This is a genomic window from Clostridium magnum DSM 2767, assembly GCF_001623875.1.
GTDB lineage: Bacteria > Bacillota > Clostridia > Clostridiales > Clostridiaceae > Clostridium_AM > Clostridium_AM magnum.
This window is the reverse complement of sequence record NZ_LWAE01000006.1, coordinates 57,379-72,917: the sequence shown is the minus strand read 5'-3', so window position 1 is coordinate 72,917 and position 15,539 is coordinate 57,379. Positions and strand designations below refer to the sequence as shown.

At 30.3% G+C, this 15,539-nt stretch carries 16 protein-coding genes and 1 other annotated feature; of the genes, 7 read left to right on the top strand and 9 right to left on the bottom strand.

The annotated features are described in order from the left end of the window. Window positions 1-32: 32 nt before the first annotated feature. From metG to CLMAG_RS21320, 4 genes are all read right to left on the bottom strand, one after another. Window positions 33-1,967 (bottom strand): methionine--tRNA ligase, encoded by a 1,935-nt coding sequence (gene metG, locus CLMAG_RS21335; RefSeq protein WP_066627238.1) that lies wholly within the window; start codon window positions 1,965-1,967, stop codon window positions 33-35. A gap of 99 nt (window positions 1,968-2,066) precedes the next feature. Beyond that, window positions 2,067-2,323: a binding site (T-box leader), on the bottom strand. Window positions 2,324-2,582: 259 nt separating this feature from the next. Then, complete coding sequence (locus tag CLMAG_RS21330; RefSeq protein WP_066627231.1) at window positions 2,583-3,140, bottom strand: uracil-DNA glycosylase; 558 nt, start codon at window positions 3,138-3,140, stop codon at window positions 2,583-2,585. A gap of 126 nt (window positions 3,141-3,266) precedes the next feature. After that, a complete protein-coding gene (locus CLMAG_RS21325; RefSeq protein WP_066627228.1) occupies window positions 3,267-3,785 on the bottom strand; it encodes a spore maturation protein in 519 nt (172 codons plus the stop codon). 25 nt (window positions 3,786-3,810) lie between these two features. Further along, on the bottom strand, window positions 3,811-4,386 hold the full coding sequence (locus CLMAG_RS21320; protein WP_066627226.1) for a nucleoside recognition domain-containing protein: 576 nt from the start codon (window positions 4,384-4,386) through the stop codon (window positions 3,811-3,813). A gap of 185 nt (window positions 4,387-4,571) precedes the next feature. On the opposite strand from CLMAG_RS21320, the gene CLMAG_RS21315 reads away from it, so the two are divergent. Together CLMAG_RS21315 and CLMAG_RS21310 are read left to right on the top strand one after the other, a co-directional pair. Next, window positions 4,572-4,814, top strand: a complete 243-nt coding sequence (locus tag CLMAG_RS21315) for a metal-binding protein (RefSeq protein WP_066627224.1) — start codon at window positions 4,572-4,574, stop codon at window positions 4,812-4,814. A gap of 13 nt (window positions 4,815-4,827) precedes the next feature. Beyond that, the gene (locus CLMAG_RS21310) at window positions 4,828-5,016 is read left to right on the top strand and encodes a hypothetical protein (RefSeq protein ID WP_066627222.1); all 189 of its coding nucleotides are present in this window, start codon (window positions 4,828-4,830) and stop codon (window positions 5,014-5,016) included. 181 nt (window positions 5,017-5,197) lie between these two features. On the opposite strand, the gene CLMAG_RS21305 is transcribed toward CLMAG_RS21310, so the two are convergent. After that, on the bottom strand, window positions 5,198-6,691 hold the full coding sequence (locus CLMAG_RS21305; protein WP_066627215.1) for an N-acetylglucosaminidase: 1,494 nt from the start codon (window positions 6,689-6,691) through the stop codon (window positions 5,198-5,200). A gap of 267 nt (window positions 6,692-6,958) precedes the next feature. Here CLMAG_RS21305 and rluF point away from each other — a divergent pair, with 267 nt between their 5' ends. Next, on the top strand, window positions 6,959-7,726 hold the full coding sequence (gene rluF, locus CLMAG_RS21300; RefSeq protein WP_423231093.1) for a 23S rRNA pseudouridine(2604) synthase RluF: 768 nt from the start codon (window positions 6,959-6,961) through the stop codon (window positions 7,724-7,726). A gap of 5 nt (window positions 7,727-7,731) precedes the next feature. Here the strand turns inward: rluF and CLMAG_RS21295 are convergent, their stop codons facing one another. Next, the gene (locus CLMAG_RS21295; protein WP_066627209.1) at window positions 7,732-8,649 is read right to left on the bottom strand and encodes a polysaccharide deacetylase family protein; all 918 of its coding nucleotides are present in this window, start codon (window positions 8,647-8,649) and stop codon (window positions 7,732-7,734) included. A gap of 959 nt (window positions 8,650-9,608) precedes the next feature. Between CLMAG_RS21295 and CLMAG_RS32630 the strand changes: the two genes are divergently transcribed. Further along, window positions 9,609-9,785 carry a hypothetical protein gene (locus CLMAG_RS32630; protein ID WP_161487017.1) on the top strand — a complete coding sequence of 59 codons (177 nt, stop codon included), beginning with the start codon at window positions 9,609-9,611 and terminating at the stop codon, window positions 9,783-9,785. Between the two features lie 91 nt (window positions 9,786-9,876). Next, the gene (ispF, locus tag CLMAG_RS21290; RefSeq protein ID WP_066627208.1) at window positions 9,877-10,353 is read left to right on the top strand and encodes a 2-C-methyl-D-erythritol 2,4-cyclodiphosphate synthase; all 477 of its coding nucleotides are present in this window, start codon (window positions 9,877-9,879) and stop codon (window positions 10,351-10,353) included. Between the two features lie 83 nt (window positions 10,354-10,436). Here the strand turns inward: ispF and CLMAG_RS21285 are convergent, their stop codons facing one another. After that, window positions 10,437-11,012, bottom strand: coding sequence for a DUF1836 domain-containing protein (locus tag CLMAG_RS21285; protein ID WP_066627789.1), 576 nt, complete (start codon window positions 11,010-11,012; stop codon window positions 10,437-10,439). Between the two features lie 478 nt (window positions 11,013-11,490). Between CLMAG_RS21285 and CLMAG_RS21280 the strand changes: the two genes are divergently transcribed. Next, window positions 11,491-12,051 carry a hypothetical protein gene (locus tag CLMAG_RS21280; protein ID WP_066627206.1) on the top strand — a complete coding sequence of 187 codons (561 nt, stop codon included), beginning with the start codon at window positions 11,491-11,493 and terminating at the stop codon, window positions 12,049-12,051. 490 nt (window positions 12,052-12,541) lie between these two features. Here CLMAG_RS21280 and fsa read toward each other — a convergent pair whose 3' ends face one another. Then, entirely contained in the window at window positions 12,542-13,186 is a 645-nt protein-coding gene (gene fsa / locus CLMAG_RS21275; protein ID WP_066627204.1) for a fructose-6-phosphate aldolase, read from the bottom strand. 772 nt (window positions 13,187-13,958) lie between these two features. On the opposite strand from fsa, the gene CLMAG_RS21270 reads away from it, so the two are divergent. Further along, window positions 13,959-14,204 carry an AbrB/MazE/SpoVT family DNA-binding domain-containing protein gene (locus CLMAG_RS21270; RefSeq protein ID WP_066627201.1) on the top strand — a complete coding sequence of 82 codons (246 nt, stop codon included), beginning with the start codon at window positions 13,959-13,961 and terminating at the stop codon, window positions 14,202-14,204. A gap of 173 nt (window positions 14,205-14,377) precedes the next feature. On the opposite strand, the gene CLMAG_RS21265 is transcribed toward CLMAG_RS21270, so the two are convergent. Next, window positions 14,378-15,445 (bottom strand): C40 family peptidase, encoded by a 1,068-nt coding sequence (locus tag CLMAG_RS21265; RefSeq protein WP_066627194.1) that lies wholly within the window; start codon window positions 15,443-15,445, stop codon window positions 14,378-14,380. Window positions 15,446-15,539: the final 94 nt, after the last annotated feature.

Genomic DNA, 15,539 nt, shown 5'->3' with positions numbered 1-15,539 from the left:
GAGTATTAGAGAGGGTAGTCATCGGATAAATATTATCTCACTATGCTTCCAGTAGGAAGTTCTTCAGGAATAGTAACTGTGCATAACTTACTATCATCATCAGTTGATGCTGCAAGTATCATTCCTTGTGAAAGCTCTCCCCTAAGTTTTGCTGGCTTCAAATTAGCTACTAAAACTACATATTTCCCCACTAAATCTGAAGGCTCATAATATTTCGCTATACCTGAAATCACCTGTCTTTCTTCCCCACCTATATCAACTTTTAGTTTGAGAAGTTTTTTTGCTCCTTTTACAGGCTCACAAGCTAAAACTTTAACTACTCTTAAATCTATTTTTTCAAAATCTTCTATTGTTATTTCTTCTTTTAGTGGCTGCATTTTAGGTTTATTTTCAGCTAACTGTTGCTCTTTTAGCATATTTAACTCTTCTATCTTCTTTTCTACATCTATTCTTGGGAATAAAAGCTCTCCTTTACTAACCTTTGTTCCTGCACTAGTTCCATCAAAGGATGCCACGCTATCCCATGTTGTAAGTTCTACATTTAATTGTTTATTAATATTTTCACTGGTTTCAGGTAAAAACGATGAAACACACACTGAAACTATTCTTAAAGCCTCTGATAGATTATAAAGAACTGTTCCAAGCCTCTCTTTTTTTGCTTCATCCTTAGCAAGTATCCATGGAGTAGTTTCGTCTATATACTTATTTGATCTTCCTATAAGCTCCCATATACTATCTAAAGCTTCTGGAATTTTCAAATCATCTATGCTCTTTTCTACTTTTTTAGGCGTAGCTAATGCAAGGTTTATAAGTTCATCATCAATAGCTTCTTTTGCTTTTGGTGCTGGAATCACCCCATCAAAATACTTTTCTACCATTGCACAAGTTCTTGATAGTAGATTTCCTAGGTCATTAGCTAAATCTGAATTTATTTTCTTTATGAATATTTCATTGTTAAATAGCCCATCTGACCCAAATGGTATCTCTCTTAATAAATAATATCTTACTGGATCTGTTCCAAAATGATTTACTAAAACTACAGGATCTACAACATTACCCTTTGATTTCGACATTTTTCCACCATCAACTAAAAGCCATCCATGACCAAATACCTGCTTTGGTAGAGGAATACCCAGTGCCATCAACATAATTGGCCAATAAATTGTGTGGAATCTTAATATATCTTTACCAACTAAATGAACATCTGCTGGCCAATACTTTTTATACAAATCATCATTTTCGCTTCCATATCCTAATGCAGTTATATAATTTGCTAAAGCATCTATCCAAACATATACAACATGTTTTTCATCAAAAGTTACTGGAATACCCCAATCAAAAGATGTTCTTGATACGCAGAGGTCTTGTAACCCAGGCTTTAAGAAATTATTTATCATTTCATTCTTTCTTGATTCCGGCTGAATAAATTCAGGATGACTCTCTATGTACGTAATAAGCTTTGGTGCATATTTTGACATTCTGAAGAAGTAAGCTTCTTCCTTTGCTTTTTCTACAGGTCTTCCACAGTCAGGACAATTTCCATTTACAAGCTGAGTTTCTGTCCAAAATGACTCACATGGTGTACAATACCATCCTTCATAAGAATCTTTATATATATCACCTTGATCATATAATTTCTTAAAAATATCTTGAACTGCTTTTATATGATAATTATCTGTAGTTCTTATAAACTTATCATAGCTTACATTCATCATTTTCCATAAATCTTTTATTCCTGCAACTATTTCGTCTACGTATTCTATTGGTGTGACACCTTTAGTTTCTGCTAATCTTTGAATCTTCTGCCCATGTTCATCTGTACCTGTTAAAAACATTACATCATAGCCCGTAAGCCTCTTAAATCTTGCTAAAGCATCAGATGCTACAGTAGTATACGTATTACCTATATGAAGCTTTGCTGACGGGTAATAAATAGGTGTTGTAATATAATATGTCTTTTTATTCATTTTGTTTCTCCTCCCTTGTATCTCGCTTTAATATTAATCTAAATAAATTGTATCTAGAATTTTTTAATATAAAAAACCTCTATATGAAGTAACACTTCATATAGAGGCGAAATTGCGCTTTACCACTCTATTTCATCCTTATTTCACAATAAAGATCTCAATAAGTAACTCAAATTTAAAAGCAAATTAAAATTTTTATTACTATGCAGTATAACGGCTGCTGCCGTGTTATCCTACTCTATTTTCAGATAACCTGCTCTGGAGCCATGTTCGTAAACTATCCTGCCATCGGCTTTCACCTACTCCGACTCTCTATAGGCACTTTTATTTACTACTCTTTCCTTCACAGCATTTTAACAATAATATAATATGTTAAATATTTTATACTGTCAATATATTTGTTTCACTTTTTGAATATTACTCACTTCTATTTAGTAATATCCAAAAATATGTTTATCCGATGACTACCCGCTCTAATACTCCCATCTTCTTCAAAGCGGGAGTAAAGACCGGCTACGTCCCTGGATTCGTTCAACTAAGAATCAGATGGAGTTTGAAACTCCATCTGATTCAAGTTTTCACTTCATTATTCTGTCAACTATTAGACTATAATATTCAACAAATTTCATTATATTTTCTCTGTACACTTTTTAAATCCTCCCAGAATAATCTTTTCTTACTGTCATCTCTAAGTATTGCTGATGGATGAAAGGTTAAAGTTATATAAAAACCCTTCCGTTCAATCCACTTTCCCCTATCTCTAGTTATTTTCCACTGATCACCTAAAATATATTTCATTGCAGTAGCACCTAAACATACTATAATTCTAGGCTTAACTAAAGCTACTTGGTTTCTTAAATAAGGCAAGCAATTTTTAGCTTCCTCTTCGCAGGGAGTTCTATTGTTGTCCGGTCTACACTTACATATGTTACATATATAGTAATCCTTCTCTCTATTTAGATTTAAAGCTATTAGAGCCTTGGTTAATAACTGCCCTGCTTTGCCAACAAACGGCACCCCAATCCTATCCTCATCAGCTCCTGGTGCTTCACCGATAAACATAAGCTTAGCCTTAGGATTTCCATCGCCAAAAACCATATTATTTCTCTTATTTCCAATATCACACTTATAACAGCTTAAACAATCGTCATATAAATCCTTCCACTGTAACAACTAATTCACCTCTAGCCTAATATTCATTATGAATATATTAACATAAAACTATGCGTATTTGTGACAATATTCTGGTATTTCAAAAAATCAATTATTATATATTCAACAAAGCTATAAAACAATATTTTAGAACATAAATCTTGCAAGTGTTACAGCCATTATCATACATACCAAGTCTCCAAAAATTGCTACCCATAAGGTATGCCTTATCTTTCTTACTCCTACAGCCCCAAAATACACAGTAAGTGTATAGAATATCGTTTCCGTGGATCCCATAATTATAGAGGATACTCTTCCTATATAGCTGTCGGCACCATAACTGTTTAATGTCTCTGCAAATATTCCAAGGGCCCCAGTTCCTGATAAAGGTTTAATAAGTACAAGTGGTACAACTTCCGGTGGAAGACCTATAAACTTAACTATCGGTTTTACCAAATATATAAAGGAATCTAACGCTCCTGACTCCCTAAAGACTGATACAGCTATCATCATTGCTAATAAATAGGGAAAAATTCTAAGGCATATTGAAAGTCCATCCTTAGCACCTTCTACAAAGCATTCATATACTTTGACTCCCTTCAATATTCCATAGGTAACAATTGATACTATTATAATTGGAATTATTGCTCTTATTATGTAGTTCACATTTTATCCTCCTTCTGTAAATAATTTAGAAATATCTTTGTAGTATTTTACAAAGTATTACTCCAAGTATTGCTGCAGTACCAGTAGTAATAATTCCTGGTATAATAGTTGCTGCTGGATTGCTAGAGCCAACTACAGCCCGCATTGAAATTATTGTAGTTGGCACTAATTGTATGCATGCAGCATTTAAAATTAAGAACAATGCCATGTCATCACTAGCTTCTCCATCCTTTTTGTTAAGCCTTTTTAACTCTTCCATAGCTTTTATCCCAAATGGTGTTGCTGCATTAGAAAGGCCCATCATGTTAGCCGTTAGATTCATAACTATAGCCCCCATAGCCTTATTATCCCTAGCTGCATCTTTGAAAATTAATTTCAATATAGGCTTTAATACTTTAGCTAGCTTTCCTGTGAGTCCACTTTTTTCTGCAATTTTCATAATTCCACACCATAAACACATAACTCCAACAAGTCCTATGGCAAGCTTTACTGTAGACTCTGTGGAATTTATTATAGCTTTGGATATTTCATCTCCTCTTCCTGTAAAAATCCCTAAAATTATGCCAAAAGCTAGAATAAAAAACCATATAATATTAATCACTAAGTTTCCCCCTTTTTTAGATAAACAGACTTGATTATTAATATATATGCTCATAAGACACTAGTATTGCATATTAAAACTTATAAAACTTTAATTTAGAATAAATTCTTTCTTAACTACTATTGAAAATAAATTTTAGGAGTGTTAACATTTATCATAGACGTATTTTTTGGGGGAGGTTTCAAATGACCATTAGAGACATAATGAAGTATATTGAAAGTGAATTTTATGTTATAAATGATACTCCTTGTGAAGTATGTGGTGGTGAATACGCAGCTGAGGATGTAAATATAGACATAATTGATGGTGTTCCCTACGACGTGTGTGATTGCATATGTTCAAGTTGTGGTCATGAAAAAACTTTTGAATTTTGTGCACCGTTTATAGCTGAAGATGGATTAAAAAAAGTAAAAAATATATTGAATTAAGGGAGAATTAAATATGAAAGAAACTAATTTAAAGTTAGCTCAAAAGGACATCGATGAAGCCCTATCTGTTATTGAATCTATGGAAGAAAGTCTTACAACACAAAGTCTTTCCAAAGATACATTAAAAGAAAAGTTTGTCTTTCTTGCAGAGAAGGTACAACAACTTGAGTCAATTTTAAAAGAAGAAGGTATACTTGAATAAGTGTTAAAAAATAATGCTCAGATTTCCTAGGAAATCTGAGCATTATTTTTATCCGATGACTACCCGCTCTAATACTCCTATCTTCTCCAAAGTATACGTCACGAGCGACTACGTCCCTGGATTCGTTCAACTAAGAATCAGATGGGGTTTGAACCCCCATCTGATTCAAGTTTATACTTCATCACTTAAATTGAGGTATTTCAAAATTCAATGCTGGATTCTTAATCTTAGACATAATATCCTTAATTCTCTGGATTTGTTTATACGCCCAGGAAACATCTGTAGCATATTGATGTTGTCCTGGTTGTGCTAGGTTCCATCTCATCTTGTATAAAGTATCCTGTTTAGTATCAACATTATTTATATATCTTGGTGAAATCCATTTAGCGCCCCCTTCTATAGCTTCTTCTGGGCTAAGCCACTTGTTATCATAAGCGGTTTTTGTGCCATAGTAATTTGCATCTGCATCAACAGCTCCTATTCCAAAAAAATTATATACAGGTGCACCGTACAAATAGTTTTCACTGCTATCTTTAAGTCCTCCATTTGCTAATATAGACTGGCCATTTCCTGTCTCTAAAAGCGCATGTGATACTAAATAGGCTGCGTTTATATTATTATTTTTAGCTGCATCGAGGAATGCTTGTCCTTTTCCTTCTAATATTCCTTTCCCTTGTAAAATACTATTTAAATCATCCGCTGTAATTCCCTCTGTGTAAGTTAACTTTAAAAATTGATATTTACCGTAATCGTCCATAAAATTATTAGGATCCATATAGTATTTTATTTGATTTTTACTTGCTGCATTAGTCATATCACTAGCCTCAACAAAAACTGGCGTACTTGTTACATTACCTTGAATATTTACCAATTCATCTAGAGTGCTATTGTATTTAGCACTTATATTATTATTTTCACTTACAGCATCGATACACCTAAAATAATCTACATAATAGTTATCATAGTCTGTATTTACATCCTTATGTGCACCTGTTGTATTAGCTCTTTTAACGTATACTATAATTTTATATTTTTGCCCATTAAGTCCTGCTGTAAGCGTCTTTAGTGATGTTATCTTTCCATTTGATGCATCGGTATAACCATTCGTCAACTCACTATACACCTCTTTACCATCAGCATAACTATGAACAAAGATTTTATATTGAGCATTATCTGCGTTTTTAGTACTAAGAGTAAAACTCTGCTTTTGATTTGATAAAAGCGGAGCGTAATCATATTTTATCGATGTTACTTTAGGTAAGCTTTCATAGCTTGTACTATCACTATATTTGTTAACAGTAGTAAATTTCATCTTTAAAGGATTACTTAACTTCTTTCCTGAGGTTGATTCAAGCCTCTCACTTATTACTAAATTATAATTTTGATTTGGTTCATAACCTGATACTTTAGGACTTATTACAATTGTAGTTGAGTTACTTCCGAGCGATACAGTAGCCGGAACTACCTTATCATTTTGATCTGTAACCTGTATGTTTTCACTATTTACTGTCTCAGCCTTTAAAGGACTATTAAATTTTACAGTCCATTCCTTATTTGTATCAATATTTACCTTAGTTGTAGTATCTAATGAACTAGCTTCTGCCAGCACTTTATATTGAAATGTTACCAAAGAAAATATAAAAGCAAAAGCAAAAATTTTAAGTTTTTTATTCAAGTTTATCCCCCCCGATTTACATCCTTATAATAATATTATAAGAAACTTTAAAGTTTTTTCCAATAGGTTTTTAGTTAACTTAATATAGCAATCATTTAACAGCAACCTATCTAGTTATATTTAAGAGGTAAATGTCTTATGTCGTAGACAAAACTCATCTTATCCAAGTTTCATTTCATACTTATATAAGTATTATCTTACTTTGTAGATAATACTTTAGAATTTAGATATAATAAACTTACTATATAAATAAAGAAGGGAGATTTTATCCAGTTGAACAAAAACATAATAAGCCATAAAGAAAAACCTGCCTCTATAAGAATAAATAAGTTTATTAGTGAAAAGGGAATTTGTTCAAGAAGAGAAGCAGATAAATTAATAGAACAAAAAAGAGTTACAATAAACGGCACAATAGCTGAAACAGGTTTTAAGGTTACAGGAAATGATGAGGTTAAGCTCGATGGAAAGATATTAAACCAAAAAGAGGAATGTGTTTATATTGCATTAAATAAGCCTACTGGTATAACTTGTACAACTGAGAAAAAAATAAGTGGTAATATAGTAGACTTTATAAATCATCCAAAAAGAATATTTCCAATCGGTAGATTAGATAAGGAATCAGAAGGCCTGATATTTCTAACTAATGATGGAGATATTGTGAATAAAATTTTAAGGGCAGGTAACAACCACGAAAAAGAATATATTGTTACAGTAGATAAACCTATAACATCAAAATTTATAAATGGAATGTCCTCTGGGGTGCCAATATTAAATACAGTGACTAATCCATGTAAAGTAACAAAAGAAAGCACTCGTGTCTTTAGGATCATTTTAACTCAAGGATTAAACAGACAAATACGAAGAATGTGTGAGGCTTTTGGTTATAACGTGTTAAAACTAAAAAGAGTAAGAATAATGAATGTTACCTTAGATAATCTTCCTACTGGAAAATGGAGATATCTAACCTTCAATGAACTTAAAACCATTAACTCACTAATATCTTATTCTTCAAAAACAGAAGAGGCTTCATTATAAAGCCTCTAGTTGCTTTTATTATAACTTGCATCTGTTATACGTCTTTCAAATTCTTTTAAGTTACAGTTAGCACTTACATATACTCGATGTAATTCATATATACCTTGACTTTTATTTCCCCAACCACTTTCAGTTGTAAAAACCATACTGTATCCTGCTTCTTTCACGGCCTTTATTGTGTCATCATTCCATTTTCCAAAAGGATAAGCTGTATATTTTTTTTGCTTACCTAATAGTTTTTCTATATACTCTCTAGAGTTTTTAAGTGTAGTTAGTTGTTCTGCATATGTAAGCTTATCTAGTTGTTCATGTTTTACAGTATGACTTTCTATATCTATTCCGTTTTCCTCTAACTCCTTTATTTGTGGAGACGTTAAGTAATTCTTATTAGCATCTACTGTACTGGTAATAATAAATATAGTAGCGTTAAATCCAAATTCTTTTAATACTGGGTAGGCATTTTCAAAGTTATCCTTATATCCGTCATCGAAAGTTATAACTATAGATTTATTAGGTACTGGTTTATTATTAATAAAAAAATCATAAAGTTCATCTAAAGTTAATGTAGTATATCCATTTTGCTTCAAATAACTCATTTGCTCTCTAAAAGCCCCTTTTGGAACTCTTAATTCGTTTCCCTTCTCATAATCTATGGAATGATACATAAGTACTGGAACAGACTTATCATTATACTTGAGGTTCTCTCCTTTAAACTCTCTTTCCTTAATAGTATTATTATACTTCACATTATTTAAATATACCTCTTTAACACTTTTATCTTTTTGGATGTCATTTAAACTTTCACTTACTAGCCTTTGATTTTTAGATTCAGCCTTAAATGAATTAACTAAATCAAATGTAATTAAGCCTAATATAAAAAGAATACTAACAATAACTGCTAACTTTCTATGTTTATTTTGCATATTCTTCACTTCTTTCGTAATATATTTGGAAACAAGTATATTTGTAATAATTATAATATAATAATAGTCCTACTTATACTAAATAATAAATTAACCTTATCCACATTACATACAAAATACGTGTTAATAACTTGTTAACTTTTCCTTAATAACTATTATAGGTTTTGTATCTACCCTACTAATATTTATCCTATCACCAAACAACACTATTCAATTTATATCGCATTTTACTACAAATTACTCCTAGAATCTTTCGATATTTATATAATTTACCTAATTAAATCTAATGACGTTATTTATACAAGTTATCAACACTATCCACAGATAGCTTGTTTATAACTTGTTAAATCAGTGTTAATTTCCTCTATATTTAAAAAAATTCTTAATAATTAGTATAATCACTCAATTTTTTATTAACATTTATACACATTATCCACAGTTTTGTGGACAACTTGTGGATAATGTGTACTTTTTCTAGTTTCCCCAAAAATTTATTGATAAAACCTCCAATAAATTATTTTGATATTTAATGTCGCAATTTTATTTATCCGATGGCCACCCCATCTGATTCAAGTTTTCATTTCTTTTAATTAACTTTAACCTATCTTAAGAGTTCAGCATATACTATTAGTACATATAAGGATTGTAACGCTTATTTAGGTAAATTCATCATTTCTTTATGTACTAAAATATTATTTCTTTTTTTCTCTTTTAAATGATTCAAGGGGACTCCTGTCCCCAAATATTTTCTTATCTTTAATCGTTAAAAATAACTCCTTTAATTTCCATACATATTATTCCTCAATTATGTTAATCCTATTCTATAGATTCCTAGTTATATCTCTAGCTTATAATTCTATATATTGAAGTTTTGTATTTAGATAATTTTATTAACTTTTCCATTATTTTGTGTTATCATTTTGATAATAGGAATTTTATTATGAAAGGTAGGGCTATTTATGAGTAATAAAATTATTAATGTGGATTTTAGTAAAAACAAAAGAAGACATAAAAAAAACTCTCTTTTTAGTTCATTAAAAAATATACTTAAAACAATATTTAGCTCTGCAAAAGGACCTGATGATCCTGAAAACGATAAGAAAAAAATAATTTACTACAAAAAAGGAATATCCTAAGGTGCTGCTATTGCATGCACCTTTTTTATTTTATAATGCAATAATTTTACTTTGTGATAGAATATAAATAAAAACTTAGGAGGATTTTATCATGCGAATAGGTATGGGATATGATGTACATAAGCTTGTTGAAGGTAGAAATCTAATTTTAGGAGGTGTGAATATACCTCATCCGAAAGGGCTACTTGGCCACTCTGATGCCGATGTACTATTACATGCTATAATGGATAGTTTACTCGGTGCTTTAGCCTTGGGAGATATAGGATATCACTTCCCTGATACAGATATTAAATATAAAAATATTTCTAGTTTGAAGTTATTGAATGCCGTTGGAAAATTAATTTATGAAAAAGGATATAGAATAGAAAATATAGACTCTACTATAATTGCTCAAAAACCGAAACTTTCACCTCATATAAAAGATATGCGAATAAACATCTCTCAGGCATTAAATATCGATATAGATAGAATAAGTGTAAAAGCTACAACAGAGGAAGGGCTTGGATTTACAGGAACCGAAGAAGGAATCGCATCTCAAAGCATATGTTTACTTAATAAGTGTTCCTAAATATAAAAATTTTAATTTTCTACAATGTATTTTTAGCATTAGGACTAAGCCTAATGCTAAATTCTAATATCAATTACCTACAACTAATCTTCTGTTTGATACCTGTTAACTATATTTTGTACTAGTTTCTTCATCGCACTTGCCTGACATATCAAAGTCATAACTGATAGAAAAACCATTATTCTCTCTTCATCCTTATGTTCTAGTTTCATATCTTTTACTATACTTTCTAGCCTTTCTTCATTAAAATGCTTCTTTTCTAGAAAATCTTCGAAACTATCTTTTTGAATGTCAGAGAAAATTTTATATGCCTTCTCCCAGGATATTATATCATCATCACCATTATTAATATCATTAAATGCTAATCCAAATACTTTCTTTATCTCTTCCGTAGTTAATATTGGTCTCATATAACTTAAAAGAACAAGCTGAGCTAGGTGAACTTTAGTATATCCTCTCTTTTTTCCATCCTCTGGCTTAGATATAACTTCATTTTTAATATAATTTTGTACTATATTATTAGTATACTTTTCACCTTCAAACTTATCATTTAAGTAGTCTATAACCTGTGATAAAAAAAAGTCATATCTCGGTAAATCCTCATAAGGAATTATAGTGTTTTTTGATATCTCTTTAGCAGTTTCGTTTATATAATTCATTCCAAATTTTTCATTTGACACTTTATTATCCCTCCAGTATTACTTATTAATTGCACAACAACCATTAACTGCTTCGCACTACACACTCACTGTTAATCCAACGCAATTTCAAATTACTACGTTATCTCATTTTTTATTACTATACAACAAGCATTAACTATTATATCTATAAATCTACTACTATTAATATTATAAGGTATATATAAACTCTTTACAAGTTAAATAATCTAAAGCAACTTAATACAACTTTATAGGATTTAAAGCTATAATGAGATATATGATGATTCTCGTTTCTATTCAAAGTAATTAGTTTTTTATAACCTTAAATGCGTTTTTTATACTATTGTTATAAGTTATAATTTACTATATAATAACATTATACTTTCCTATACAAAAATTTATTATTATTTTTAACCAATGATTAAAGATAATATGCTAACATATAATAAAAGGAATCAGTATTTATTTTCTTGAGGGGGTGCCTAAAATAAACAAAAAACGTTTTTTTATATGTATATTACTTGCTTTTCTATTTATATCTACCGATGTTTTTAGTACTGATTTAGCTAGTGTCTTAGGTACTAATTCTAATTATACCATTGTATATGCTAAAAGCAGCGGTGGTGGCCGTAGTTCTGGCGGAAGCTTTAAATCAGGAAGTTTTTCTACACCGAAATCATCTAGTAGTACTACTAAATCTAGTAGTTCACCTAGTTCTTCTAGTTCTTCAACTACTAACAAGTCATCTACTGGAGATTTTAAATCAGGTGGTTTTTCAAATACCCCTAAATCATCTACCGTTAACAATAATTCTCAGACAAATAGCACCACATCATCTAAGAGTTATGATGGTGGAACTAAGAGATCTTTCTTACCGATACCTATACCATGGGGGCACAACAGTTATTATGGCCCTAGCTTTGGATATGGCAATAATAGTTTTATAGGTAGCTCTATTTTATGGTTATTTAAACTAATAATTATTGTAATCATAGTTATTATTATTATAAAACTAATAAAAAAGTATAGAAGAAGATAATTATTATTATAAATTGGAAAGTATTTAAATACTTTCCAACTCATATTTACACTTCATAAAGTCATTAGGAAATTCAAAAGAACCTTGTGTACAAGGTTCTTTTTCGACAATATAAATCATTCAAAAAAATGACTTATCATATGAAATTTTCTTCAAACTATATATTTAATAACACCTATTTCAACTTATACACAGTTTTTTAAAGTTTGTCCACAAAATCTGTGGATAACATAAAAGCTTTGATATCATTATGATTATACTTATTTACGGAAAATTTATTCACACTGTGGATAAACTGATTTGTTGATAACTTTATATTTTTTTGTTGAAATATACTTTTGAAACTTTCAATTTTCATGTTAATTCAACTTTTTTAATGGCATTCCTACTACTTTATGTATATTAACTATCTAATTAAAATTCGAAAATTATAAATATTAGTCATAATATAGCCCTAATGACCAGAATCAATAGAGCTATATATTTTTAACTATTTTTGTGTTTTATTGTAGTCTTCTAAAAATTTTTCTATTCCTGCTTCAGTCAATGGATGCTTCAGCATCTGCATAAATACCTTATATGGCACAGTTGAAATATGTGCACCAGCCTTAGCACAATCTAACACATGCATTGGAGTTCTTATACTCGCAGCTATTATTTCTGTATCAAAGCCATAAGAGTCAAATATTTGCGATATATCTCCAATGACTTCAATTCCCCCATTTCCTATGTCATCTAATCTTCCCATAAACGGACTTACAAAACTAGCTCCAGCCTTTGCTGCAAGTAATGCCTGCTGTGCAGAAAATATTAAGGTAACATTGGTTTTTATACCTTCTCTACATAGAACAGAAACAGCCTTTAATCCTTCTTCACACATAGGTATCTTTACCACTATATTTTTATGTATTTTTACTAATTCCTTAGCCTCTTCTACCATCTTATCTGCTTCTAAGCTTATAACTTCTGCACTTATTGGACCATCAACAATTGAACAAATTTCTTGAACAACGGTCTTTACATCTCTTCCTTCTTTAGCTATAAGCGATGGATTAGTAGTTACACCATCTAATATTCCCCATTTTGCTACTCTTTTTATTTCGTCGATATTAGCAGTATCAATAAATAATTTCATAACATATCCCCCCAATATTTTTATCCAATGGCTACCCGCTCTAATACTATCATCTGATCCAAGTTTCCATTTCATTTACATTATAACATATGAAATTATAACTTTAAATCAATCCTTATATACAAATTACATATTTGTAATAATTCTCAACAAGCCTTTGTAATATAGATATTTTTATTATGAGCAAATAATATCTTATATTTTAATGTTTTTCATATAAAGTAATTGTATAATATTTATATGGTTACATTAATTTTACAACAAATAAAATTTCCTTATTTTAGATAAACATAATTATACAATTGTATTTATAGAATTCTATAATTATAATGTCACTTTTATCAGTGTTGTATATTTAATATCTTTTCACATATATATATTTATTTTTAAATAATATACCTCTCTTATTTATTTGCTTGATCATCTGACTATTTATTTTTATGCCTTTCGACATTTAACCTTTGATTATCCATATAATTACTATTTTATTTCCCCGCCAAATGATTCCTTTATATGTAAAAACCTTGAGGTCTATGCATCCCACTTCATGCGCTAATTATTGATTTATCTAGTTTTTGCCCTATAGTAAAAAATTGTATTTTACACTAAAAACATATTGACATTTGTATATTTTGGTAGTATATTAACTATAGATGGAATTTAGTAAGAAATTTGTAAAATTATTTTTAAAGATATGTTGACTTTTAATGTCATATTTGCTATTATTTAATTACAATCTTGTCGAATTATGGAGTTAGAGGAGGAATTTAAAATGAAATCAACTGGTGTTGTAAGAAGAGTAGACGAACTAGGAAGAATTGTTATTCCTATAGAACTAAGAAGAACTTTAGATATTGCAGAAAAAGATGCTTTAGAAATATATGTAGATGGGGAACAAATTATACTAAAAAAATATGAACCAGCATGTATATTCTGTGGTGATGCAAGAGATGTTGTAAACTACAAAGGTAAAAATATCTGCAAAAACTGCTTAAAAGAATTAAAAGATGATAAATAACCCATATAATTTTATTTAAAGTCTGTTTCCCCACATGAAGTCATGTGGGTTTTTTATTTAACTGCCTATATATAATATCAAAAAAGGATTATAAGCTACATACTAGCTTATAATCCTTTTTATTAAGTAAACCTTATTTAAACTATTAGTAAGTATTAAATCGCTTTAAAACCCTATTTAACTCTTGTTGCTCCGCTATAATCATCTCTATCTAATGATGATATCTTAACTACATCACCAGTTCTAGGAGCATGAATGTAGAATCCATCCCCTACATATATGCCGACATGATGTGCTGGAGAACCAAAAAAAACTAAGTCTCCTGGTTGAAGCTGATCTCTTGATACACTAGTTCCTGCATTTTGTTGATCTGCTGCAATTCTTGGTAGCTGAACACCAAAGTGAGCATAGACATAGGAAGTAAATCCTGAACAATCAAAAGTACTTGGCCCATTTCCTCCCCATTGATAAGGTGTCCCTAAAAAGTTAGAAGCATATGCAACTACTGAATCTGATGAGGCTGCCGTTGTTGTTACTGCAGTCGTTCCCCTAGAAATCCTAGGTGCAGCAGCTCTAATTTGTTGAACCTTATTCTCTGCAGATGTTATCAACTTTGTAGCTGCTGTATCTGCTACAACTAATAACCTTTCTTTATCCTTTAAACTTGCTATTAGTTTACTCTGCTCTTCTTTGTCACTATTAAGCTTGGACAATTTTTTTTCATTATCAGCTTTTAGCACTAAAAGCTGATTATTTTTATTGTCTAAGTCCTGTTTTTTCTCAGAAATAGCATTCTTATTATCCTTTAAGTCACTTATTACTTTTTTATCAAAGCCTACTATTTTTTTTACAGTATCAACTCTTGAAATTAAATTGTTTAAACCATCAGACTGAAATAATACATCTAAATAACTGTCAGCTCCATTTATATACATGGCTCTCATTCTTTTATTAAATAAATCTTGCTGAATTGCTATCTCTTTTTCAGCCTTTTCCAATTCAACTTGAGTTTGTTTTATATCTTTACTTGTTTGTTCTATATTACTTTTATTACTATCTATTTGTCTCATTATCGCTATTATCTTACTGTCTAATTTTTCCACTTTTGTTTCTAATTCTTGTCTCTGCTCCCTAACTTGTTTCAGCGAAGTTGAATTACTTGTTGGAGCCGCTAAAACATTTCCATTCAAGGTAACTGCTAAAACTAGTGCACTAATGGCTGCTACCATTCTTCTATTCAATTCCCTTACCCCCTAAACTGCAATCACTTCGAAGTGACTATGAATTATCATTTTACAACATTTAGCACATACAAATTACATACTTACCAAATAA